Annotated in this window: 25 protein-coding genes; 16 read left to right on the top strand and 9 right to left on the bottom strand. The window is 33.5% G+C overall.

Annotated elements, in window-relative coordinates:
- Positions 1-2 precede the first annotated feature (2 nt).
- The 4 genes from ACEN2N_RS14990 to ACEN2N_RS14975 form a co-directional block, all read right to left on the bottom strand.
- On the bottom strand, positions 3-368 hold the full coding sequence (locus ACEN2N_RS14990; RefSeq protein WP_441825084.1) for a hypothetical protein: 366 nt from the start codon (positions 366-368) through the stop codon (positions 3-5).
- Positions 369-414: 46 nt separating this feature from the next.
- A complete protein-coding gene (yaaA, locus tag ACEN2N_RS14985) occupies positions 415-1,176 on the bottom strand; it encodes a peroxide stress protein YaaA (protein WP_441825083.1) in 762 nt (253 codons plus the stop codon).
- Between the two features lie 90 nt (positions 1,177-1,266).
- Positions 1,267-2,298, bottom strand: a complete 1,032-nt coding sequence (locus ACEN2N_RS14980) for an RluA family pseudouridine synthase (RefSeq protein ID WP_441825082.1) — start codon at positions 2,296-2,298, stop codon at positions 1,267-1,269.
- Positions 2,299-2,889 carry a PASTA domain-containing protein gene (locus tag ACEN2N_RS14975; RefSeq protein WP_441825081.1) on the bottom strand — a complete coding sequence of 197 codons (591 nt, stop codon included), beginning with the start codon at positions 2,887-2,889 and terminating at the stop codon, positions 2,299-2,301.
- A gap of 174 nt (positions 2,890-3,063) precedes the next feature.
- Here ACEN2N_RS14975 and ACEN2N_RS14970 point away from each other — a divergent pair, with 174 nt between their 5' ends.
- From ACEN2N_RS14970 to ACEN2N_RS14945, 6 genes are all read left to right on the top strand, one after another.
- Positions 3,064-4,038 (top strand): D-alanine--D-alanine ligase, encoded by a 975-nt coding sequence (locus ACEN2N_RS14970; protein ID WP_441825080.1) that lies wholly within the window; start codon positions 3,064-3,066, stop codon positions 4,036-4,038.
- A gap of 31 nt (positions 4,039-4,069) precedes the next feature.
- Positions 4,070-4,522 carry a pantetheine-phosphate adenylyltransferase gene (gene coaD / locus ACEN2N_RS14965; RefSeq protein WP_441825079.1) on the top strand — a complete coding sequence of 151 codons (453 nt, stop codon included), beginning with the start codon at positions 4,070-4,072 and terminating at the stop codon, positions 4,520-4,522.
- Between the two features lie 123 nt (positions 4,523-4,645).
- The gene (locus ACEN2N_RS14960) at positions 4,646-6,487 is read left to right on the top strand and encodes a PAS domain S-box protein (RefSeq protein WP_441825078.1); all 1,842 of its coding nucleotides are present in this window, start codon (positions 4,646-4,648) and stop codon (positions 6,485-6,487) included.
- A gap of 114 nt (positions 6,488-6,601) precedes the next feature.
- Positions 6,602-8,455 carry a PAS domain S-box protein gene (locus ACEN2N_RS14955; RefSeq protein WP_441825077.1) on the top strand — a complete coding sequence of 618 codons (1,854 nt, stop codon included), beginning with the start codon at positions 6,602-6,604 and terminating at the stop codon, positions 8,453-8,455.
- Positions 8,442-8,846 (top strand): response regulator, encoded by a 405-nt coding sequence (locus tag ACEN2N_RS14950; RefSeq protein WP_441825076.1) that lies wholly within the window; start codon positions 8,442-8,444, stop codon positions 8,844-8,846. The genes ACEN2N_RS14955 and ACEN2N_RS14950 overlap by 14 nt, the downstream gene beginning before the upstream one ends.
- Before the next feature lie 66 nt (positions 8,847-8,912).
- On the top strand, positions 8,913-10,655 hold the full coding sequence (locus tag ACEN2N_RS14945) for a M14 family metallopeptidase (protein ID WP_441825075.1): 1,743 nt from the start codon (positions 8,913-8,915) through the stop codon (positions 10,653-10,655).
- A 2-nt stretch (positions 10,656-10,657) separates the two neighbouring features.
- Here the strand turns inward: ACEN2N_RS14945 and ACEN2N_RS14940 are convergent, their stop codons facing one another.
- Positions 10,658-11,248 carry an NUDIX hydrolase gene (locus tag ACEN2N_RS14940; RefSeq protein ID WP_441825074.1) on the bottom strand — a complete coding sequence of 197 codons (591 nt, stop codon included), beginning with the start codon at positions 11,246-11,248 and terminating at the stop codon, positions 10,658-10,660.
- Positions 11,249-11,255: 7 nt separating this feature from the next.
- On the opposite strand from ACEN2N_RS14940, the gene pyrE reads away from it, so the two are divergent.
- Both pyrE and ACEN2N_RS14930 read left to right on the top strand, forming a co-directional pair.
- Positions 11,256-11,900, top strand: coding sequence for an orotate phosphoribosyltransferase (gene pyrE, locus ACEN2N_RS14935; protein ID WP_441825073.1), 645 nt, complete (start codon positions 11,256-11,258; stop codon positions 11,898-11,900).
- Positions 11,901-11,902: 2 nt separating this feature from the next.
- Positions 11,903-12,295 (top strand): SRPBCC family protein, encoded by a 393-nt coding sequence (locus ACEN2N_RS14930; protein ID WP_441825072.1) that lies wholly within the window; start codon positions 11,903-11,905, stop codon positions 12,293-12,295.
- Here ACEN2N_RS14930 and ACEN2N_RS14925 read toward each other — a convergent pair.
- Positions 12,292-13,023 (bottom strand): biotin--[acetyl-CoA-carboxylase] ligase, encoded by a 732-nt coding sequence (locus ACEN2N_RS14925; RefSeq protein WP_441825071.1) that lies wholly within the window; start codon positions 13,021-13,023, stop codon positions 12,292-12,294. The two genes, ACEN2N_RS14930 and ACEN2N_RS14925, sit on opposite strands and share 4 nt — an antisense overlap.
- A gap of 93 nt (positions 13,024-13,116) precedes the next feature.
- On the opposite strand from ACEN2N_RS14925, the gene rsfS reads away from it, so the two are divergent.
- From rsfS to ACEN2N_RS14895, 6 genes are read left to right on the top strand one after another with little or no spacing between them, the layout of a single operon-like run.
- Positions 13,117-13,491, top strand: a complete 375-nt coding sequence (rsfS, locus tag ACEN2N_RS14920) for a ribosome silencing factor (RefSeq protein WP_424001891.1) — start codon at positions 13,117-13,119, stop codon at positions 13,489-13,491.
- A gap of 12 nt (positions 13,492-13,503) precedes the next feature.
- Positions 13,504-15,510 carry an ATP-dependent zinc metalloprotease FtsH gene (ftsH, locus tag ACEN2N_RS14915; RefSeq protein ID WP_441825070.1) on the top strand — a complete coding sequence of 669 codons (2,007 nt, stop codon included), beginning with the start codon at positions 13,504-13,506 and terminating at the stop codon, positions 15,508-15,510.
- A gap of 41 nt (positions 15,511-15,551) precedes the next feature.
- A complete protein-coding gene (locus tag ACEN2N_RS14910; protein ID WP_424001895.1) occupies positions 15,552-16,163 on the top strand; it encodes an LUD domain-containing protein in 612 nt (203 codons plus the stop codon).
- Between the two features lies 1 nt (position 16,164).
- Positions 16,165-16,968, top strand: coding sequence for a phosphatidate cytidylyltransferase (locus ACEN2N_RS14905; protein ID WP_441825069.1), 804 nt, complete (start codon positions 16,165-16,167; stop codon positions 16,966-16,968).
- Positions 16,958-17,641: a phosphatidylserine decarboxylase family protein gene (locus ACEN2N_RS14900; RefSeq protein WP_441825068.1), complete on the top strand. Its 684-nt coding sequence runs from the start codon at positions 16,958-16,960 to the stop codon at positions 17,639-17,641. The genes ACEN2N_RS14905 and ACEN2N_RS14900 overlap by 11 nt, the downstream gene beginning before the upstream one ends.
- Positions 17,616-17,873: an acyl-CoA-binding protein gene (locus ACEN2N_RS14895; protein WP_441825067.1), complete on the top strand. Its 258-nt coding sequence runs from the start codon at positions 17,616-17,618 to the stop codon at positions 17,871-17,873. The genes ACEN2N_RS14900 and ACEN2N_RS14895 overlap by 26 nt, the downstream gene beginning before the upstream one ends.
- Positions 17,874-17,888: 15 nt before the next feature.
- Here ACEN2N_RS14895 and ACEN2N_RS14890 read toward each other — a convergent pair whose 3' ends face one another.
- The gene (locus tag ACEN2N_RS14890) at positions 17,889-18,578 is read right to left on the bottom strand and encodes a response regulator transcription factor (protein ID WP_441825066.1); all 690 of its coding nucleotides are present in this window, start codon (positions 18,576-18,578) and stop codon (positions 17,889-17,891) included.
- A complete protein-coding gene (locus tag ACEN2N_RS14885) occupies positions 18,571-19,764 on the bottom strand; it encodes a sensor histidine kinase (RefSeq protein ID WP_441825065.1) in 1,194 nt (397 codons plus the stop codon). Before ACEN2N_RS14885 ends, ACEN2N_RS14890 begins: the two co-directional genes overlap by 8 nt.
- A 317-nt stretch (positions 19,765-20,081) precedes the next feature.
- On the opposite strand from ACEN2N_RS14885, the gene ACEN2N_RS14880 reads away from it, so the two are divergent.
- Both ACEN2N_RS14880 and ACEN2N_RS14875 read left to right on the top strand, forming a co-directional pair.
- Complete coding sequence (locus ACEN2N_RS14880) at positions 20,082-21,215, top strand: transporter (RefSeq protein ID WP_441825064.1); 1,134 nt, start codon at positions 20,082-20,084, stop codon at positions 21,213-21,215.
- Between the two features lie 17 nt (positions 21,216-21,232).
- Complete coding sequence (locus tag ACEN2N_RS14875) at positions 21,233-21,682, top strand: doxx family protein (protein WP_441825063.1); 450 nt, start codon at positions 21,233-21,235, stop codon at positions 21,680-21,682.
- Positions 21,683-21,712: 30 nt separating this feature from the next.
- On the opposite strand, the gene ACEN2N_RS14870 is transcribed toward ACEN2N_RS14875, so the two are convergent.
- Positions 21,713-22,477 carry a creatininase family protein gene (locus ACEN2N_RS14870; protein WP_441825062.1) on the bottom strand — a complete coding sequence of 255 codons (765 nt, stop codon included), beginning with the start codon at positions 22,475-22,477 and terminating at the stop codon, positions 21,713-21,715.
- Positions 22,478-22,568 lie beyond the last annotated feature (91 nt).

Below are 22,568 nucleotides of genomic sequence, written 5' to 3'. Positions count from 1 at the left end.
TCTTATTCGTCGATTTTAAAGGTCAAACCTACTTGGTTCTCGGCATCTAAAGTAATCTCATAAGTGTAAAAGCCAATCGGTAGGGAATCTGCTGATACCTCGGTCGGAAAATAATTTATACTGGTAGAATCTGTTAAAATAGAAATAGATGCAGTTGGGTACGCGGTTTCAAACTCCATATATTCAGAGAACTTACCAGCTTCAATATTCTCGTAAACGGTATCTCTTTCAGCAATACGTACTTCTGTAAAAAATAATTCGGTGCTATTTTGAATACGAATATTAACTAAGCTAACATTATCATCTATATCGGTACAAGAGAATAGTAAAACAACACAAATAACAGAAAGTAAAAAAACCCTTTTCATAGACGTATTTTATATATCTAAAGAACGAAAAAGTGTAGATTATATTTTATCTAATAAATACGGGTTCATTTTGTTTTAGGGTGTGTTCTTGACTAAATTCATAATCGTCTAAATTAAACCCTTTAATATCTGTAAGTGTTTTGGCATCTGAATCTAAAATATACCTCACCATGGCACCTCTTGCCTTCTTTGCAAAAAAGCTAATAATCTTCAGTTTATCGTTTTTCCAATCTTTAAAAATAGGAGTGATAATTTCTGCCTTAATATTTTTAGGTTGTAATACGCTATAATATTCATTGCTTGCCAAATTAACAAGCAACTCGCCATCTACCATTTCATTATTTAAATGATCTGTAAGTCTACTGCCCCAGTATTGGTAAAGATTTTTACTTCTGCCTACTTGCAATGAAGTCCCCATTTCTAAGCGATAAGGCTGCATAAGATCTAAAGGCTTTAGCACTCCATATTGCCCTGACAAAATTCTAAGACTTTGCTGTAGTTTACCTATTTTTTCTTCGGATAAGGTATAAGCATCTAAGCCCGTATACACATCGCCGCTAAAGGCATAGATTGCAGGTCTAGCATTAGTTGGCGTAAACGGTATCGTAAAATCTTGATTACGCTGCCAGTTCAATTGCGCCAAATTATCAGATATAGACATCAATTCTGAAAGTACTTTAGGCTTCTTTTTTCTTAAAATCTTATTTAGCTTTTCAGCATCTTTTATAAATTCTGGCGAAGTAAATTTTGCCGTAGGCAGCTCACTTTCATAATTCAATGACTTAGCCGGAGAAATAACAATTTTCATAGTGAAATTTTAATAGCCCAAAAATATACAGGATATATAGATAGACCAACAAAAGATAAAAAAGAGTTTAAATAGCGGTATCGAAGAATCTTATTCTGTGCTGTTCTTACCATAACTACGCCATTTTTCAATAGCATTTGTCATGTCTTCGGGCACTTCTGAATCGAAACTCATATGCTTACCGGTCACCGGATGTACGAACCCCAAAGTCTTTGCATGTAAGGCTTGTCTTGGCAATAATTTAAAGGTATTATCTACAAATTGCTTGTATTTAGTAAATGTAGTTCCCTTTAATATTTTTTCGCCACCGTAACGCTCATCATTAAATAAAGTGTGGCCTATATATTTCATATGCACACGAATTTGATGCGTTCTACCCGTTTCTAACTTACAAGATACGAGTGTTACATAACCCAACCTTTCTAACACCTTAAAATGTGTAACGGCTTCTTTGCCATCTTCCCCTTCAGGAAAAACATGCATCTGTAACCGGTTCTTAGGATGTCTACCCACATTACCAACTACCGTACCTTCATCTTCTTCTATATTACCCCAAACAAGAGCAATATATTCTCGCTCAGAAGTTTTGTCGAAGAACTGTTTTGCCAAATGGGTCATAGCCGCTTCGGTCTTTGCAACTACCAATAGACCAGAAGTATCTTTATCTATTCGATGTACCAAACCTGGTCTTTCGTTACTGTTAGCCGGTAAATTATCTGTATGAAAAATTAAGGCATTTATTAACGTTCCCGAATAATTGCCATGGCCTGGGTGTACCACCATGCCTGCAGGTTTATTTACCACCATTAACACATCATCTTCGTAGACAATGTTTAAAGGAATATCTTCTGGCACCAGTAAAAACTCATGTGGCGGATGCTCAAATAACACCTTTACCACATCACCGGCCTTCACCTTGTAATTAGACTTTACAATCTCGTCGTTAACCCAAACATGGCCGCCTTTTGCTGCTTGCTGTATTTTATTTCTTGTAGCATTTTCAATGAAATTCATTAAAAATTTATCTACTCGTAATGGCTCTTGCCCTTTTGATGCTACTACCCTATGGTGCTCAAAAAGTTCTCCATCTTCATTCTCAGGCTGCTCAATATGCTCCTCCATCTAATCTTCTGATTCCGATTTAATTATTGCTCTATCTGTAATAGTACCATTACCACAGATCAATTCTATTTTAGAAGTTTTTGGTAGTTTATCGCCAGGCTTTATATACTTGCCCTTAAATTTTATTTGGTATACCATATCTTTACCTAACTCATCTACATAAGTTACCCGTTGTACATCTAAGCCAACCGCCTTCAACATTGAAGAGGCATTACGCTTGGTTACTTGAATAATTTGAGGAACGGTTACTTTTTTATATCCTGACGGATTAACGGTAAAATATATCTTTCTATTTTCTTTCACTTTTGATCCTGCTACCGGGTTTTGCTCAATGATAGAAAATCTTGGGTAATCTGGATTGTAATTTGCAGAATCTAACACCTCATATCTTAAACCGGCTTCTTCTATAGATTTTCTCATATCCATCACCGATTTTTTAGAAAAATCTGGCACTTCCACAAACTCACCATGGTTGGTCGTGCTATTCAAGTATCGTAAAACAATAAAAATTGTAATAATCAATACCAACACAGCAAGACCTAGCTGAATTAAAAATGTCTTACTTTTTAAAAAATTGAAAAAATTTCTCATACTTATTATTTGACCCGACAAATATAGTAAATGCCCCCATACCTTTTTGCAGCTTTGGTTTATACTTACCACTCGCTCAAAAAATTAATTCAATTTGAAGGAATGCCGTTCGTTTTCTTTTTTATTTTATTTCAATGCTCCATCTTTGCTTTTCGATTCTTAATAGACCAAAAAATGAAAAAAAATATTGCAATTATAATGGGCGGTTATTCTAGTGAATATAAAATATCGCTTAAAAGTGGAAATGTGGTCTATAATTACCTTAATAAAGATAAATTCAATCTATACAGAATTCATATTTTTAAAAACAAATGGGTCTATGTTGACGATGCAGATAACGAAACGCCTATTGATCGTAATGATTTCTCTATTCCTTTAAAAGGCAACTCTATAACATTTGATTGTGTTTTTAATGCAATTCATGGTTCGCCTGGCGAAGACGGACTCATGCAAGCGTATTTCGAATTATTGGGAATTAAACACACTTCTTGCGATTTTTACCAAGCAGCACTTACGTTCAACAAAAGAGATTTACTTAGTGTATTAAAACCATACGGAATTAAAGCGGCACCTTCTTATTACCTAAACTTAGGTGATAAAATAAATGAAAGTGAAATCATTGATAAGGTAAAGCTGCCTTGTTTTGTAAAAGCTAATAAGTCTGGTAGCAGTTTTGGTATTACTAAAGTTTATAAAGCCGAAGATTTAAAAGGTGCAATCGAAACCGCTTATAAAGAAGATGACGAAATAATTATTGAAGGTTTTCTTAATGGTACCGAAGTATCTGTGGGCGTTCTAAAACTACATGGCAAAACAACAGTTTTCCCTATTACAGAAATAGTTTCTGAAAATGACTTCTTTGACTACCAAGCAAAGTATGAAGGTAAATCACAAGAGATCACTCCAGCAAGAATAAACTCTGAACAATTAGAAAAAGTGACTCAAGCTTCTATAAAAATATATGATGTTTTAAAAATGACAGGTTTCTCTAGAAGTGAATTTATATTCATTGGCAACGAACCCTATTTATTAGAAATGAACACCACACCGGGTTTAACTACAGAAAGTATATTACCTCAACAAGCTAAAGAAGCTGGTATTGAGCTAGGTATGTTATTTGAATACGCAATTACCGAGGCATTATCTTAAATTAACTATATTTAAAACGTAAAACCCACCTATGAGACGCGCAATTTTTCCTGGTTCTTTTGATCCTTTAACATTAGGCCATCATGATATTATTATGCGGGGCATCACCTTGTTCGACGAAATAATCATAGCAATAGGTAAAAATGCCGACAAAAAATATATGTTCAGTCTTGAGAAACGTATACGCTTTATAGAAGAATCATTTAAAGATGTACCCTCTATTTCGGTAAAGTCTTATGAAGGGCTTACAGTAGATTTTTGTAAGAAAGAAGATGCTAATTTTATTTTAAGGGGATTACGTAATCCTGGCGATTTTGAATTTGAGAAGGCAATTGCACATACAAACCGTAAATTATCTGAGATAGAAACTGTGTTTCTATTGACCTCATCGGGCAAATCATACATAAGCTCGTCTATTGTTAGAGACGTAATACGTAACGGTGGGGACTATACAGGTTTAGTACCCGATTCTGTAAGAAAATAGGTGTAGTTCATCGGTTACACAACAATAATTAGCCTTTCAACAACAACTTTTCACAAAAACACAACAATTAAGCTTTCGAAATTAGAATATTCCTATAAATTAGTAGGAAAATTCTTTCTAGATATGTTTAAGTCACAAAATAGTTCATCTTTTTCTTTAGACTGGATCAATCAGATTCCGTCCTCTATTGCCATCATTGATACAGATTTTCAATTGATCAGCGCTTCACCTAGATGGCAGGCAAATTTTCAACTAGATTTAAATGACCTCGAGGGTAAATACTTTCTTGATCTGTTTCCCAATTTATCTCAAGATTTAAAAGCTAGATTACAATATAGCTTGGACGGACTAAGAGATATCAAGTTTAAATATAATGCCAAAGATTGCCAGTATTCTTCAAAAGATTCTATTTGGCATCTAAACCCTTGGAAAGATGGTTATGGCAATATAATAGGTGTTGTAATAAAGGTTGAACCTATCTCTAAAACACAAGAGCTTGAAATTGAACTTAGCAAGACCAAACTTATTTTAAATCAAAAGAGTGATGTAGCTAAAATAGGTAGTTGGGAATTTGATGTACAAAAAGAAGAATTACACTGGACCCCAGTAGTAAACAAAATTTACGGTCTATCTGCAGAATTTGAACCCAGTTTAGACAAAGCTATAGATTTCTACGTTGAAGAATCTAGAGAAATTATTAAAAAGGTTGTTTTCGAGGCCATAAATTCAGGTAAACCTTGGAATGAAAAGGCTCAATTAAAAAGAGAAGATGGCACCATTATTTGGGTCAACACTATTGGTAGACCTAAATTTAAAGAAGGTAAATGCATAAGAATAATCGGCACAATTCAACACATTCAAGATGAAGTTGAACAAAATATCGAAGCATCTAACAGTATTAAAATTGAGTACCCTCTTTTTGAAAAAGTACCTATTGGCTTAGCCATTATAGATTTAGAAACAGGTAATTTTTTAAATCTTAACCAGCACATGCTAAAACTTTGTGGTTTTGAAAAAGAGTATTTCCTAAACAAAAATTATAAACATTTTGTAAATGATCATTTTAGCAATAAAAGTGAAAATTTAACACAGCAACTTTTAGAAAAAGGTTCATTTACACCAATAAAATTTACCTTTTCGAACAATAAAAAGCACATTTTAAACCTAAAAGTTACAGGTACTTTAGTAGAAGATAGTACTAATGTAAAAAGTGTTTTATGCACTTTTGAAAATATTACTTCGCAAATTAAATTAGAGAAAAATTTAAAAAATACCATTGCATCGGCACGAGAGAAAAATGAGCAACTATTAAATTTCGCGCACATGGTATCTCATAATCTTAAAACCCATGCTACTAATTTTTCTTTACTATTAAATTTTCTGAACGATGAAACTGGTAAAATTCAGCGTAACAAATACATGAATATGCTCTTTAGTGCCTCTGATAATCTTTCTGAAACCATAAAGGGGCTCAGAGAAATCGTTGCCGTAAAATCTAGTATCAATGAAGAGAAAAAATTACTTTCTTTAAACGAAAGCCTATTTGTGGTTGAACAGAACGTTGCCGGCATACTTAAAAAAACCCATGGAAAAATTATTAATGAAATTCCAGAAAGTACTCAGGTAAAAGCATTACCGGCTTACCTTAATAGCATACTAACCAACTGTATTACAAACGCTATTAAATACCGATGTGAAGATAAAAAACCTATCATCATATTAAGTATTGAGGAAGATGAAAATTATACCATTTTAAATGTAGAGGATAATGGTCTTGGTATTGATTTAGAAAAATATGGTGACCAATTGTTCGGTCTATATAAAACCTTTCATAGAAATAAAGATTCTAGAGGTATTGGTCTTTATATCACAAAAAATCAAATGGATGCCTTAAAAGGAAAAATTACAGTTGAAAGCGAGCCGAACCAAGGCACGACTTTTAAATTTCATTTCAACAAAAACTAAAAATTGATTGATTAAACAGTTTATTGAATCTTTTACAACGTTATAGGCAATATTCACAACAAATATGTAGTAAAACACAGTAATCCCACTACATTCGTAAGAAATTACAACGGTATGATAAAAGTTCCCCAAGTATCTAATACCTCGTACCTAATTAGACAATTGCCAACACCAACGGCTTTCGTAGACACTAATTATAATATTGTTCAGACATCTGACAAGTGGACGAGTATTTTTAATGAAAATGAGGAGTGTAATAACTCTAGAAGCTTATTCTCGGTTTTTCCGAATTTAAGTGAAAAATGGAAAATGGTTTTAGAGAATTGTTTCAAAGGAAATCCTCAGCCTATGGGTATTCATAAAACCATAGACACCAATAATAATGAACTTTGGTTTGAATGGATAAATGCACCTTGGTATGACACCAATGAGAATATTGTAGGGGCAATTATTCAATTAAATAATATTACAGATGCCGTTAATAATGAACTAGAGCTAAACAAGAAGGATTTATTACTACAACAACAAGCAGAAATTACAAAAATTGGAAGGTGGGAATATAATATGGAAGACAACCAGTTGTTCTGGTGTTCTACCACTAAATCAATTCATGAGGTATCACCTGATTTTGTACCTAGTATTGAAACTGCACTTTTTTATTATAAAGAAGGACATAGCAGAAATGCTGTATCTATGGCACTTTTTGAAGCACAGGAAAATGGTAAATCTTGGAGTAATTTAAAACTTCAAATAATAACCGCTAACGGAAAAGAAAAATGGGTTATGGCTGGAGGAAAAGCCATATATAACAAAGGTAAAATGGTAGGTCTAATAGGTACTTTTCAAGATATAAACGAACAGGTACAAGCTGACATTAAAACAATTGACAACGAAAAACTATTAAGAACATTAATCGATAATTTACCGGTTAATGTGTACATAAAAGATACCGAATCTAGAAAAATTTTAATCAATAGAGCTGAATGTGAATATTTAGGGGTTAACGACCCAAGAGAAATTTTAGGTAAAACCGATTTTGAACTTTACCCATATGAAGCTGCAGAAAAGTCTAGAGAGGAAGATTTAAAAGTAATGAACACTCTTAGACCTGTAATTGGGAAAGAAACTGTTAAAACCACAATAGATGGCAAGCAAACTTCTTTTCTGAGCTCTAAAATACCTCTATTAAATAGTAAAGGTATAGCATATGGTCTTGTAGGTATTAGTTTAGATATTTCTAATTTAAAAGAAAAAGAAAAAGAGCTTCGAAACATTATAAATATTGCATCGGTACAGAATAAAAAACTTTTAAACTTTGCACATATTGTTTCGCATAATTTACGCTCTCACTCGGCTAATTTTTCAATGCTTTTAAGCTTTTTGGATACCGAAAAAGATGAGGAAGAAAAGAATAATATTATTTCGATGCTTACAACAGCTTCTAACAATTTACTAGAAACTTTAGATAATTTAAATGAAGTAGTATCTATAAATACCAATACCAATATTGAAATCAAAGAAATTAATTTGAATGATAAAGTAGAAGATATCTGTAAAAATTTATCGTCTTTTATTTTAAATAATAAGGCTACAATTGAAAACAATATTCCCATAGATTTTCATATTAAATCGGTACCATCTTATTTAGATAGTATTTTATCAAACTTTTTAACAAATGCCGTAAAATACAGACATTCAGAAAGAAAATCATTGGTAAAATTAAGTGTAGAAAAAAAAGACAACTATTCCATTTTAACCATTTCAGATAACGGTTTAGGTATAGATTTAGATAAGTATGGAAAAAAACTATTTGGCATGTACAACACATTTCATGACCATAAAGATGCTCGAGGTATTGGTTTATACCTTACAAAAAATCAAATTGACGCCATGAACGGAAAAGTTGAAGTAACTAGCAAGCTTGGAAAAGGAACAGAATTTAAAATTTTCTTTAATGACAAAAATTAGTGACATTACTATAATCGATGACGATGCTATTACGGTATTCGGTTTACGTAAATTAATATCTTCTAGTGTTGAATGTAATTCAATAGAATCTTATGCCAATGGTAAAATTGCAATAGATACTTTAACCGACTTTTTTAATAATGGAATTCAAATACCACGAATTATATTTTTAGATATTAATATGCCTATTATGGACGGTTGGGAATTTTTAGAGGCTTTTATTGAATTACCGATTACCGAAAAAATTAGAATTAACATTGTTACTTCTTCTATTGACCCCAGAGATAAAAAGCAATGGGAATATTATAAAAGCAAAAGTCATCACATGATAACTTTCAATCAAAAACCTATTGATAGAACTAAAATAACAGAAATAACACAAATTGCGTAAGCAACAAAGTAATTGCTATTTTTACAATCAATTTTTAGTACTGATCACCTCTTTAATTGTTTGTACATGAAAACCAGATCACTCTTCTTATTAGCTCTTTTAATTATCTCGTGCGAAAGTAAGGTTGAAAATACAAAAACTGATTTCCCCACACCTTTCGAAATTTCGAACAAGACAGAAACTGCGACTTATGACCAGATCATCGATTTTTATCTGAAACTGTCCCAAGAGTTCTCTACTATAAACATACAGACTATTGGCACAACTGATAGCGGCAAACCATTACATGTGGTTACCTACAGTGCTAAAGGTGACTTTGATTTTAAAAAATTAGGAGAGAACAATACCATGATGTTGATTAATAATGGTATTCACCCTGGTGAAAGTGATGGTATTGACGCTACCATGTTGCTCTTTCGTGATTTAGCGAGCAATGAAATCGAAACACCGAAAGAAACCATAATTGCTACTATTCCTATTTACAACGTGGGTGGTGCATTAAATAGAAATAGTACTTCTAGAGCCAACCAAAACGGACCGCTGGAATACGGATTTAGAGGTAATGCCAAAAATTATGATCTCAACAGAGATTTTATCAAATCAGACACAAAAAACGCTGAGACTTTCGCAAAAATATTTCACCTCATCAATCCCGATGTATTTATTGATAATCATGTAAGCAATGGCGCCGATTACCAATATACCTTAACACACCTATTTACGCAACATAATAAGCTTGGCGGAAAACTGGGTGATTATGTCCACAATAGTCTAATGCCTCAATTAAAAGATTCACTTTTAAATTCTGGATGGGATATTACACCTTACGTGAATGTCTTTAATAGTCCTCCAGAAAAAGGATTTCAACAATTTATGGATAGCCCAAGATATTCGACCGGTTATACAACATTGTGGAATACTGTAGGTATGATGGTAGAAACACATATGCTTAAACCATATGACAAGCGGGTTGAAGGCACTTATGAACTCATGCGTAAAATGATTACCATAACTGAAAAAGACGGTGCAGAGATTAGAGCTATGCGCGACTTAACATTTACTTCAACGTACCCAAATAGTTATTACCCAACTGCCTACAAAATTGATTCTACCCATGCTTCTAACTATATATTTAAAGGATATAAGGCAGATACGATTATAAGTGAAGTAACAGGTTATAAAAGATTAAAATTCGACCGAAACACACCTATTGAAACCGAGGTAACCTATAAAGATTTTTATGTGCCATCAGATTCTGTAAAAATCCCCAAAGCATATATTATTGGTAATCAATGGAGAAATATAATGGATAAACTAGATTTAAATAACATCCACTATACAACCTTACAAAAAGATTCTACCATTAACATTGAATCTTATAAAATAAATGAATATGAAACCTACAAAGCACCTTACGAAGGGCATTACCCGCATTATAACACTACGGTGAATGTAGAGCGAACCACAAAAGAATTTCATGTAGGTGATATCATTATACCAATAAACCAACCTGGTTTTAGATATCTTTTGGAAACTTTAGAACCGACAGCAGTAGATTCATTTTTTAACTGGAATTTTTTTGACACCATTCTTCAACAAAAAGAAGGGTTCTCCCCTTACGTTTTTGAAGATACAGCTCTAGAAATGCTCGAGAACGACACAATTCTAAAAATGGAATTTGAAGAACAAAAAAGAACAAACCCTGAATTTAGCAAAAACTGGTATCAACAGTTAGACTGGCTTTTTATGCAAAGTAAACTTTACGAAGAAGCACATTTACAGTATCCTGTATACAGAATTGTAGAGTAGCCCTAATCTTCTTGAAAAAGAATTTTAATGTTTACGTATGAGTTTTCTAAGGCTTTTTTAATTTTTGCAGGTCCTTTCCACCTAACCTTAAAAATACCTTCCTTTTTTTCTGGTTTTAGCTTCCCATCGAAGTCGGTGCTCATTGCATACCAATGTACCTGCTTAAGCTTATTGATTCCGTTGTGCTTAAAAACATGGTAAGTAGTTTGTAGAAAATGATTTATCTTCAAACCTTTAACACCTGTTTCTTCCTCAACTTCACGAATGGCGCATTCTTCAATTGACTCCCCTTTATCTAACTTGCCTTTTGGCAAGTCCCATTTATCGTTTCTATAGATAAATAGCACGTCACCATCTTTATTTGATACCACGCCGCCACCTGCAATAACCAAAGGCATTTCTTTGGTAAACTTCTTTAAAATTTCATCGTGCTTTGGGTGATAAATGAACGCTTCTTTTAACTTCCCTTTCTTTAACGAACTTATTGCCAGTTGTATAGATTCTTGATTTAACAAAAAATACTCCCCATTTGTTGTATCAGAGAGTTTATTTGTCAAAATCAAAGGCAATTCATTAACAAAAACTTTATACATTTGCGTCATGGTTTTAGACAAAAACACTGCAAAAAAGACAGCAGAGCTTCTCTTGCAAATTAATGCAATAAAATTGAAACCGGAAAATCCTTTTACATGGGCTTCTGGTTGGAAATCGCCAATATACTGCGATAATAGAATTTTACTTTCGTACCCCATCATCAGAAACTACATTCGAGATGAAATGGCAAAGCAAGTAGAACAACTTTATGGCAAGCCAGATTGCATCGTTGGTGTGGCTACTGGGGCAATAGGTATCGGCGCACTCGTTGCGGATAAACTTAATCTACCATTTGTATATGTTAGACCAGAACCTAAATCGCATGGGCGTCAAAATCAAATTGAAGGTCATTTAGAAGCGCACCAAACGGTTGTTGTTATCGAAGATTTGATCAGTACCGGTAAAAGCAGTCTAAATGCTGTAGATGCTTTAAGAGCAATTGACGCAAATGTAAAAGGTATGCTTGCCGTTTTCACCTATGGTTTTGAAACTGCCGCCAATAACTTTAAAGAAAAAAATACAGAGTTGCATACGTTAAGTAGTTATGAGTATTTAATTGAACAAGCTTCAGATACCGGCTACGTTAAAGACGAACAATTAGTAACATTAATGGAATGGAGGAAAGATCCTTCAAAATGGACAAATAAATAATTATGTTTATAGAAACACCAAAGTCACAAGTATCAAAAAGTACAGAAGATACTTTCAACTTTTTAAACGATCTTTCTAATTTTAGACAGTTAATGCCTGAAAATATTGACAAATTTGAAGTTTTAAATGAGAATAGATTTCTTTTTGCCTTAAAAGGAATGCCAGAAATTGTTTTAGAAAAAAAGGAACAAACACCGCATAGTCAAATTATTCTAGGTGCCGCAAGCGAAAAATTACCTTTTACCTTAACGGCAGATATTTTAGAAATTGATAGCGATACTAGTGAAGTTGTTTTAAGTTTTACAGGTGAGTTCAATGCTATGATGGCTATGATGATTAAAAAACCTATCACGAATTTTATAAATACACTTTCTACAAATTTGGCAAAAGTTTAATACTGAAGTTGTATTTCTTTCAATCCAAACTCTTTAATATGACCATTTGCTAATCGAACCATCAACAGACCATTGATGGTTACACCCATAATTACACCCGAAACTATGGTATTATCAGGTAGTGTAAATGTGCATTTTTCTTTATTTTTAAATAAAACAGCGTGATATTGTTTAAACAGCTCTATTTCTAAGGTAGTAATTGGTCGATTTAGTTGTTGATGTAACTTTTTTATTAAAGCGTAAAAGACGGAATCCAAATTAAATTCTTTACCAACAATTTTTTTTAAAGAAGATGCATGCGGAGCATTTTTAAAGCTAGTTTGGTTAATATTTAGTCCAAAACCAATTATACTTCTTTTAATTTGTGAACCAGAAATAATATTTTCAATTAATATACCCCCAATTTTATGATTGCCTGACAGAATGTCGTTAGGCCATTTTATATATAAATCAGGTATTTCTAACTCATTCAACGCCTCTATAATTGCCAAAGAGACCTGCATACTAACCAAAAACAACTTACCTACAGGTAGGTCTATATCTTTTTTTAATAAACTGATTGCTACATTCTTATAAGGCTCTGATTCCCATTTAGCATTCATTTGCCCTCTGCCAGATGTCTGATTTTGAGTGGTAATTATTGTAAAATCTACTACTTCTTTTTGTTGTATTAATTCTTTCAAATAAGTATTAGTAGACTCCGTGGCATCAAGTTTGATTATTTGCATTTACTGTTCTAATTGTGAATCTTTAATGTATTGTTAAAAACTAGTCCTAAAAGAACAAAAAAATAATAACTTTGTAAAAATTAAAATTTTTGAATGCAGGAAAGTAAAACTAGCCAAGACGAGTTAATTGCATTAATAATTCAGGGAATTGACGAAGTAAAAGGTCATAACATAAACCTACTAGACTTAAGAGAAATTGAAAATACCGTTTGCGATTATTTTATAGTTTGTAATGGTACGTCTAATACGCATGTAAATGCGATTGTAGGTTCAATCCAAAAAACAGTAAGTAAAGCTATTCAAGATAAACCTTGGCACGTAGAAGGCGAGGACAATGCCGAATGGGTACTAATGGACTATGTAAATGTTGTAGTTCATGTATTTCAAAAGCAAGTTCGAGAATACTACGACATTGAAGGTTTATGGGGAGATGCAAAATTCACAACAATAGAAAGTAGCGTAAATTAATAAAAAATTAAAATGGCAAAAGAAAATAAGACAAATCCGAATAAACCAAAATTTAGTTCTTGGTGGATTTACGGATTAGTAGCAGTATTACTTATCGGATTTCAATTATTCAATAGTGATGATTTAGCTAGCACCAACAAAACGACTACTTCAGAATTACAGCAATACCTTAGAAATGGTGATGTTAAAAAGATTTTGATCATCACAAACACCAATCAAGCAAAGGTTTTTCTTAAAGATGAAGCCATTGCCAAAGAGGTGCATAAAGATGTAAACGAAAAATCGTTTCTTCCATCTTCAGGTAATCTACCTCAGTACACTTTAGATTATGGTGATCTTCAAATATTTCAAAATGAAATAACCGACATCAAAAAAGAAAATAATCTAGATACCGTTGTTGAATTTGGAAAGGAATCTACAGCCATTTTAGATTTCTTACTTTCCTTATTACCATTTGTATTGATTATTGGTATTTGGATATATTTAATGCGTAGAATGTCTGGCGGCGGCGGCGGCGGCGCAGGAGGTCAAATCTTCAACATTGGTAAGTCTAAAGCTAAATTATTTGATGAAAAAACCGATACTAGAACATCATTTAAAGATGTAGCAGGTTTAGAAGGTGCAAAAGAGGAAGTTGAAGAAATTGTAGATTTCTTAAGAAACCCAGATAAATATACCTCATTAGGTGGTAAAATACCTAAAGGCGCATTATTAGTAGGTCCTCCTGGTACAGGTAAAACACTTTTAGCAAAAGCCGTTGCAGGTGAAGCTAAAGTGCCATTCTTTTCTCTTTCAGGTTCAGATTTCGTTGAAATGTTCGTAGGTGTTGGTGCTTCTAGAGTACGTGACCTATTTAAACAAGCTAAAGACAAATCGCCAGCTATCATCTTCATTGATGAAATTGATGCTATTGGTAGAGCAAGAGGTAAAAATAATTTCACAGGTTCTAACGATGAACGTGAAAATACATTGAACCAATTATTAACTGAAATGGATGGTTTCGGCACCAACACTAATGTTATCGTTTTGGCTGCAACCAACCGTGCAGATGTACTTGATAAAGCTTTAATGCGTGCAGGTAGATTTGATAGACAGATTTATGTTGACCTACCAGACATACGTGAGCGTAAAGAAATTTTCGAAGTACACCTTAGACCAATTAAAACATCCGAGGCATTAGATCTTGAGTTTTTAGCAAGACAAACACCTGGTTTCTCTGGTGCAGATATTGCTAATGTTTGTAACGAAGCTGCCTTAATCGCTGCCAGAAAAGAGAAGAAAGCTGTTTCTAAACAAGATTTCTTAGATGCTGTTGATAGAATAGTTGGCGGTCTTGAAAAGAAAAATAAGATAATTACACCTGGTGAGAAAGAAACTATAGCTTATCATGAAGCGGGTCATGCAACTACAAGTTGGATGTTAGAACATGCTGCGCCTTTAGTTAAGGTTACTATAGTACCACGAGGACAGTCATTAGGTGCCGCATGGTATTTACCAGAAGAGCGTTTAATTGTTAGACCAGAACAAATGTTGGACGAAATGTGTGCAACAATGGGCGGTAGAGCTGCCGAGAAAGTGATATTTAATAAAATATCTACTGGTGCTTTAAGTGATTTAGAAAAAGTTACTAAACAAGCTAGAGCAATGGTAACTATCTACGGTCTTAACGATGAAATTGGTAACATTACCTATTATGATTCTGCTGGACAAGATTCTTATGGTTTTTCAAAGCCTTATAGTGAAGACACCGCTAGAAAAATAGATGCTGAAATTTCTAAAATTATAGAAGAACAATACCAAAGAGCAATTAAAGTGCTTACTGACAATAAGGACAAATTAACGACTTTGGCAGAAAGATTATTAGAGAAAGAGGTTATCTTTAAGGAAGATTTAGAAAAAATATTTGGAGTAAGAAATTTTGAGAAAGATATTTTAGCTCTAGAAAATAAAAAAAATCTTGAAAAGTTAAAAGAATCAGATTCTAAAACAGAAGAAGAGGAAATTACAGAGAATAAATAAAATTGCAGTACTTTAGATTAGCAATTATTTCAACAACATAAATGGGGTTTTTAGATATTTTATTTGGTGGTGGCAAAAAGAAGGTTTCGAAAGAAACTGCGGAGACGCGAGGCGATCATATGCCAGATCTAAATATTCCAGTTGATGAAAAGTTTACCATTCATTTTAAACAGAATGGTGGTAAATTTATTTATTGCGATTCTGATATTGAAGTATCTAGGGCAATACAAAATATTGTCACTGAAAATAATTGGGAGAGTGAGCCTTTCTTTGTTCTCAATGAAAGGCTAGCCCAAAAATTTTCGAAAGAACCCATCACTTTTACAAATAAAGTACGTGAAAGTGAAGTGTTTTTCACAACTTGCGAGCATTTAATAGCGCAAAATGGCAGTATTCTGGTCTGCTCAAATCAACTACACGAGAAAAAAGTAAATGAACTACCAAGTAATGTTGTAGTTTTTGCTACTACTAGCCAGCTGGTAGAATCTATCGGTGAAGGTTTAAAGACCATCAAAAAAAGATACGGCCAAAAAATACCGGCCAATATAACAACCTTAAAACACTTTAAAGCTACCGCAGAAAACTCAGATGACTTTCTAACGTATGGTAGTAGTACTAAAAATCTTTATCTTTTACTTCTGGAAGATTTATAGTATGAAAGAAATTTTAAGAAGATCGCTTACTGGGGCTGTCTACATTATCTTATTATTATCAGCAGTCTTTTTAAGCTCTGATGCATTCGATTTTTTATTTATGACCTTTGGTCTAGCCTGTCTTTATGAATATAAGAAGCTAGTTCGCTTAAAAGGGTACCATATTTTCGCTGCCTATTTAGCACTCTGGTGGGCATTTATTTATTTGGTGAAAGATCAGCAAGTAATAAATATTTTAATGCTGATTACCATTGTGGTCGACATTTATCTTCTATATAATCTTTTTAGTAAAAAGCCATTGCAGTTCAATACACCCCTAAAATTATTAGTGGGGTTGTTTTATATTGGCGGCGGATGTATTTTTTTAACCATGATACCTTACAAGAATGATGCTTTTGCAAAATTATTGATCATGGGTATTTTTATTCTTATTTGGGTTAATGATTCTTTTGCTTACCTGGTAGGCAAAAGTATTGGTAGAACTAAATTATTTCCTTCAGTTTCTCCCAAGAAAACTGTTGAAGGTACTTTAGGAGGTTTTATATTTGCATTAGCTGCAGCATACTTAATGGCTACTTTTGAATCACTGATTAGTCCAATTCAATGGATGATACTTGCAACTGTTATTGTAGTAGCAGGTAGTTTAGGTGATTTAATTGAATCTAAATTCAAAAGAACAGCAGGTGTTAAAGATAGTGGTGCTATCTTGCCAGGGCATGGCGGTATGCTAGATAGATTAGACAGTTTGGTATTTGCAGCACCGTTTGCTTATTTAACTTTAAATATATTCAGTTATGTTTCATAGGGAGGGACAAAAAATAATATTATTTTCTTTTGTAATTATTGGCGCCAGTATTCTATTGGCCCATTTCTTTATTGATATCGCCTGGTTACGAATGGTAATTCAAATATTTGGCTTAATCATCTTAATTACTATTTTACAATTCTTTAGAAACCCTAAGAGAATAGCAATAAAAGATTTCAATGAAATTTTAGCCCCTGTGGATGGTAAAGTAGTGGTTATTGAAGAAGTTTTTGAGAAAGAGTTCTTTAAGGATCAAAGAAGACAGGTATCTATTTTTATGTCTCCGGTAAACGTTCATGTTACCAGATACCCTGCAAGTGGCAGTATTACCTTTTCTAAATATCACCCAGGTAAATTTCTAGTTGCTTGGCACCCAAAGTCAAGTGAAGAAAACGAAAGGACCACCGTGGTTATTAAAACGCCTAAATTCGGCGAAATTTTATACCGACAGATAGCTGGCGCTTTAGCTAGGCGCATTGTTAATTACGCAGAAAAAGGGGAAAGTGTACAACAGGGTGATGATGCAGGTTTTATTAAATTTGGTTCTAGAGTAGACTTGTTCTTACCTTTAGATTGCCAAATTAATGTAAAACTGAACCAAAAGGTGATAGGTGCCGAAACATGCATAGCTACTTTTGTTGACCCAAATGAAAAAGACGAAATTACATATTGAATTTGAGGCTACCGTTGCTTTGGTAAATAATTTTACCGAACCGTTACCTGCTGATATTCTATTAAAACTATACGCTTACTATAAAATAGCAAACTCCAATTTTGATAACCCTGGCAGTAAAACTCCCTTAATAAATGCATTTAAGGCCAATGCTTTGTTTCAAGCTAATAATATGAGTAAAAAGAAAGCAATGCAAGCTTATATAGCCTTAGTTGAGAAAGAGTTAAAATAAGGTCAATATCATGGCTTATTCCCGCAATATAAACCCTTGACCATGAATATTATCTATACTCAAGCTATCATCCATTTCCAAAAACTTCCGTAATCGTGTAATAAATACGTTCAAGCTTTTCTTGTTAAAGTAGTCGTTTGCACCCCATAATTTTATCAAAATATCCTTATGACTGCACAATTTATTCTTTCTCACCACCAAATAATGTAACAGCTCACTTTCTTTGGTGGTCAGGTGAAATGTTTCATTTTCGAACATCAATTCTTGATTGATTACATTAAACATATACCTACCAATTTTAAAAATGGTGGCTTTTTCCCCAGCTATTGTTCTTACGGCCATTCTTGACAATAAATTTTCTATTCTAATGACCAGTTCTTCTTCATCAATAGGTTTTTTCAAATAATCTACAGCACCTATATAAAAACCTTTTAACACATCTACTTTAAGGGAACGTGCGGTCAAAAACAAAAAAGGTAATTCTGGAAAACGCTCTTTAATTTGTTCGGCAAGGGTAAAGCCATCCATACCTGGCATTGTAATATCCAATATTGCCAAATCATATTTTACGGTATCCAAATTTTTAAGTGCACTTTCCCCATTGGCAAACCAACTTATTTCGAAATTTTTCATCCTAAGGTATTCCGATAATAAATACCCCAGATCTGTACTATCCTCTACTAAGATTATATTATGTTTATTCATTGCACAGGGGTATTAAAAGAGATATTTGGGTTCCTTTGCCAACCTCACTTTTTACTTCAACTTTTCCTTTATGTTTTTCCACAATATTCTTTACATAACTTAATCCAAGTCCGTAACCTTTTACCATAGTGCGCTCATTATCCGTAACTCTATAGTACTTTAAAAATATCTTTTTCTGATCATTTAAGGATATTCCTTGACCGTTATCCGCTATCTCAATGACCAACCAATTATCCTTTTTAAAAGTGTTGAGTTGAATAACCGGGCTGTCCGCATATTTCTTTGCATTGTCCAAGATATTGTTAATCGTATTTTCTAAATGAAAAACTTCAGTTCTCAATATAAATTCTCCCTCTTGTATATGGTAGGTAAAGGTTGCCTTGTCTATGGTCACCAATGTGGCAAATTCTTTGCACAAATTGAGCAGATAAGGTCTAAAATCAACTTTTTCAAACTTTAAAACCTTCTTTTCAGACTCTAAACTACCTAGCTCCAAAACCTTGTCAATATGTACAGATAGCCTTTTTACCTGCTGCCTGATTATTCCTAAAATTGGTTTTTGATTTGGCAAGGAGGTTTCATCCAAAATTTTAGTAGCCAAACCAATTGAGAATACAGGTGTCTTTAATTCATGGGTCAAATTATTAATAAATTCATTGGTTGTGGTAATTACACGCCGTTGCCAATAAAATGTTCGCAACACCCAGACTACTGCAATACAAATACCCAAAATGAACAGGATACTCGGTAAGGTAAAACCATTTAACTTGGATAAAAAATACCCGTTCAAGTTTCTAAAATGTAATTCTAGCACTAGTCTTTTTCCAAGAAGTTGAGATAAATAACCGGTAAGCTCAATAGGATAAGACTCCACATTGTCCTTTACTTTAAATTGTTTGGGTGATTGAAGATAAAATGCAGAATCCTTTGTGTGAAGGGTATAGCTAAAATCTGAATCAATCCCATTGTTAACCAATTTTTCCGTGATATAATCATTTAAGAAAAAACTTGAGGCATCCTGTATACTATCTATGCTCATCGTAAAATATGCTGTATCCTTTTTTAGGGCACTGCCCAATAAAAAGGTAAGCTGGTTTTTGGATTGTAATCCTAAAGAAACCTCACTACTGACCTTTCCTAGATTAGTGTTGAACTGGAGTTTTGCCAGGTTAAGACCAATCTTCAAATACTGGTATTGTATGATGGCCAATCCAAACAAGGAAATAAATAAAAGGGCTATATACAGGTTTCTCTTCTTAAACATATTCCTTAAAGAAACTCAATTAGTTCTTAATATTAAACAAACTTAAACTTTCATTAAGTGCATTAACTTTTCATTAATCTTTTTTGCACATCGGTTAACCTCAAATTTAGGTCATAGTATTAAATTGGCCGTGAGTTAATTAAACTTAAGTCACTTAAGTTCTTTCAAATCAAATAATGGTCATCTTCTTAATTTCTGGAGTTGACCATTTTCTATCAACCGACCAAAACAACAATATTATGAATTACAAACTACTACCTTTATTGGCTATTTTTCTAGTAACAGGATTAAATGTTAAGGCACAAGGTTGTGTTGCCATTCGCCACTTTTCCTCATGTGTAGGTAACAGCCTTGAAAACAACATTATAAGCAAAGGGGACTTTCAATTGGGCATAAATTACAGATACTTTAAATCCTTTAGGCATTTTAGGGGTACGGAGGAAGAACCGGACCGTGTAACTAATAATACAGAGGTGGTCAATTACTCCCATAGCACGGATTTCTTTTTAACTTATGGTATAAACCAAAAGTTATACACCAGTATTACGATACCTACCGTCTTTAATTCAAGATCATCTTTATATGAGCATGGACGTAATGAAAGAAATACGACATTTTCAAGGGGACTTGGTGACATTCGTTTAGGTGTAGGCCTTTGGTTATTAGATTTTGAAAAACATCCTGAAGGAAATATTGCGGTTGGTCTAGGCTTGAAACTACCGACCGGAAATTATAATGCTTCCGATATCTTTTATAATGTAGGTTCAAATGGTGATCCACAGTCCAGACCTGTTGACCAATCCATACAGCCTGGCGATGGCGGTCTAGGTTTTACCTTGGATGCCCAATTTTACCAAAAATTATCCGATGGTATTTTTGGTTATGCCAGCGGTTTCTATCTTGTTAATCCTAGGGAAACCAATGGTATAAGAACCTTTAGGGAAACTTTAAATCCTATTCTTGAAAATGAGGCTATAATGGCAGTACCTGATCAATATTCCATAAGGACGGGATTAAGTTTTACCCTATCCCCTACGCTTTCAAGTTCCTTGGGCGTACGTTATGACTGCGTACCGGTGAAAGATTTAATTGGCGGTAATGATGGTTTTAGAAGACCCGGAAATGTATTATCCATTGACCCCGGACTAACATTGAACCAAGGTAATTATTCCTTTAACCTAAATGTTCCTTTTGCTGTACGAAGGGAACGGCCACAAAGCATTACTGATCTACAAACAGAACAATCTACCGGTTCTCCAAGACATGGGGATGCCGCTTTTGCCGACTATGTGATAAATTTTGCGGTTACATATAGAGTGTACAATAATAAAGTGAAAATCGACCAAGAATTACTTGATGAATTCAAGAAATAACCCTTTGAAGTAACGTTATGCCTTTCAAACAAAATGTACAGTTCAATAACAGGGTTCTACCATCAACAATTGGTATGGTCTATATTTTTTTTGGTCTTCTAAAATTTTTTTCCAATACCAGCCCAGCAGAAGACCTTGTAAAGGAAACTTTAGCTAAACTAACATTTAACTTGATACCTGATCAAATCGGTTTATTGATCTTGGCGAGTTTTGAAACTTTCATAGGAATAGCACTCTTAGTAAACCTTAGAAATAAATATATAATCTATTCTGCCATTGTACATATAGTGATGACATTTACCCCGGTATTTATTTTACCGGAACTTCTTTTTGGTAAAAATGATTTTACAATCACTTTATTAAGCCAATACATCTTTAAAAACATAATTATTTTAGGAGCACTTTTATCGTTGATAAAAGAGTATAAAGTGGTGGAGCGAAAGGTTTGTAACGAACCAATTATTTGAACCCATTAAAAAATGAATCTTTAAACAATTTCATTCATACAAGTTAGTAATATCCGCATCACAAATTGAACAGAACAGTTCATCCAATTTCTTAATTATATCCTCAAAAAAACGTTCTCCTTTTTCTTTAGTGGCAAATTCCGGATTACCTATACCTGTGTCACTACTTACCTCCGACCATTTCCTTTCTGCCCAAGCCCAACCTTCATTAAATGCTTTGATCTTGAATGTCTTGGCACTGCCACTACCCCATTTCTCTTTTGGCTGTACTAAATCTGGTCTTAGATAAAGCATAAGACTTGTTTCCATCTCATCTGCATGATCGCCTTCTTCTTTAAAATACTTCGATTTATCTAGCATTGGCGGAAAAAAACAAAAGCTAATAAACATATCTGGAAATAATAGACCTAACTCTCTTACTATTGGTTTAAAATTATTACCGCCATGACCATTAAAAAGCAGCAGCTTTTCAATGCCCTGCCTATTCAAAACAGTGACTAAATCTTTTAAAATTGCCAATTGAGTTGACGGATTAAGGTTCATATCTAAATAAATATCACTCTGACCTGTGTTTACACCATAGGGTATTGTGGGAAGCACAATAACCTTTTTACCCTTATCCCATGAGATTTTAGCAGCAGATTCAACCATGCTTTGTGCTTGATAATTATCTGTACCGTATGGTAAATGATAATTATGCGCTTCTGTAGCGCCCCATGGCAAAACTGCCAAATCTATTTGCTCATCTTTTAAATGTTCCCAGTTCGTTTCGGCAAGTACATAAGGTCTAATCATAGTAATAAAGATACTATTAAAGCATAAAAAAACCCTTGAAATCGATCAAGGGCTTTTATATATTTTAAAAAATGATTTACTTGTAATAGAT

It is taken from the genome of Maribacter spongiicola, from assembly GCF_052119685.1.
GTDB classification, from domain to species: Bacteria; Bacteroidota; Bacteroidia; order Flavobacteriales; family Flavobacteriaceae; genus Maribacter; species Maribacter spongiicola_A.
Note: the sequence above shows the minus strand (reverse complement) of the source record. Positions and strands in the feature narration are given on the sequence as shown.

Bases quoted from the DNA above. Each gene is read 5' to 3' on its own strand.
- ACEN2N_RS14990 (WP_441825084.1), bottom strand. From the start codon at position 368: ATGAAAAGGGTTTTTTTACTTTCTGTTATTTGTGTTGTTTTACTATTC.
- yaaA (WP_441825083.1), bottom strand. From the start codon at position 1,176: ATGAAAATTGTTATTTCTCCGGCTAAGTCATTGAATTATGAAAGTGAG.
- ACEN2N_RS14980 (WP_441825082.1), bottom strand. From the start codon at position 2,298: ATGGAGGAGCATATTGAGCAGCCTGAGAATGAAGATGGAGAACTTTTT.
- ACEN2N_RS14975 (WP_441825081.1), bottom strand. From the start codon at position 2,889: ATGAGAAATTTTTTCAATTTTTTAAAAAGTAAGACATTTTTAATTCAG.
- ACEN2N_RS14970 (WP_441825080.1), top strand. From the start codon at position 3,064: ATGAAAAAAAATATTGCAATTATAATGGGCGGTTATTCTAGTGAATAT.
- coaD (WP_441825079.1), top strand. From the start codon at position 4,070: ATGAGACGCGCAATTTTTCCTGGTTCTTTTGATCCTTTAACATTAGGC.
- ACEN2N_RS14960 (WP_441825078.1), top strand. From the start codon at position 4,646: ATGTTTAAGTCACAAAATAGTTCATCTTTTTCTTTAGACTGGATCAAT.
- ACEN2N_RS14955 (WP_441825077.1), top strand. From the start codon at position 6,602: ATGATAAAAGTTCCCCAAGTATCTAATACCTCGTACCTAATTAGACAA.
- ACEN2N_RS14950 (WP_441825076.1), top strand. From the start codon at position 8,442: ATGACAAAAATTAGTGACATTACTATAATCGATGACGATGCTATTACG.
- ACEN2N_RS14945 (WP_441825075.1), top strand. From the start codon at position 8,913: ATGAAAACCAGATCACTCTTCTTATTAGCTCTTTTAATTATCTCGTGC.
- ACEN2N_RS14940 (WP_441825074.1), bottom strand. From the start codon at position 11,248: ATGTATAAAGTTTTTGTTAATGAATTGCCTTTGATTTTGACAAATAAA.
- pyrE (WP_441825073.1), top strand. From the start codon at position 11,256: ATGGTTTTAGACAAAAACACTGCAAAAAAGACAGCAGAGCTTCTCTTG.
- ACEN2N_RS14930 (WP_441825072.1), top strand. From the start codon at position 11,903: ATGTTTATAGAAACACCAAAGTCACAAGTATCAAAAAGTACAGAAGAT.
- ACEN2N_RS14925 (WP_441825071.1), bottom strand. From the start codon at position 13,023: ATGCAAATAATCAAACTTGATGCCACGGAGTCTACTAATACTTATTTG.
- rsfS (WP_424001891.1), top strand. From the start codon at position 13,117: ATGCAGGAAAGTAAAACTAGCCAAGACGAGTTAATTGCATTAATAATT.
- ftsH (WP_441825070.1), top strand. From the start codon at position 13,504: ATGGCAAAAGAAAATAAGACAAATCCGAATAAACCAAAATTTAGTTCT.
- ACEN2N_RS14910 (WP_424001895.1), top strand. From the start codon at position 15,552: ATGGGGTTTTTAGATATTTTATTTGGTGGTGGCAAAAAGAAGGTTTCG.
- ACEN2N_RS14905 (WP_441825069.1), top strand. From the start codon at position 16,165: ATGAAAGAAATTTTAAGAAGATCGCTTACTGGGGCTGTCTACATTATC.
- ACEN2N_RS14900 (WP_441825068.1), top strand. From the start codon at position 16,958: ATGTTTCATAGGGAGGGACAAAAAATAATATTATTTTCTTTTGTAATT.
- ACEN2N_RS14895 (WP_441825067.1), top strand. From the start codon at position 17,616: ATGAAAAAGACGAAATTACATATTGAATTTGAGGCTACCGTTGCTTTG.
- ACEN2N_RS14890 (WP_441825066.1), bottom strand. From the start codon at position 18,578: ATGAATAAACATAATATAATCTTAGTAGAGGATAGTACAGATCTGGGG.
- ACEN2N_RS14880 (WP_441825064.1), top strand. From the start codon at position 20,082: ATGAATTACAAACTACTACCTTTATTGGCTATTTTTCTAGTAACAGGA.
- ACEN2N_RS14875 (WP_441825063.1), top strand. From the start codon at position 21,233: ATGCCTTTCAAACAAAATGTACAGTTCAATAACAGGGTTCTACCATCA.
- ACEN2N_RS14870 (WP_441825062.1), bottom strand. From the start codon at position 22,477: ATGATTAGACCTTATGTACTTGCCGAAACGAACTGGGAACATTTAAAA.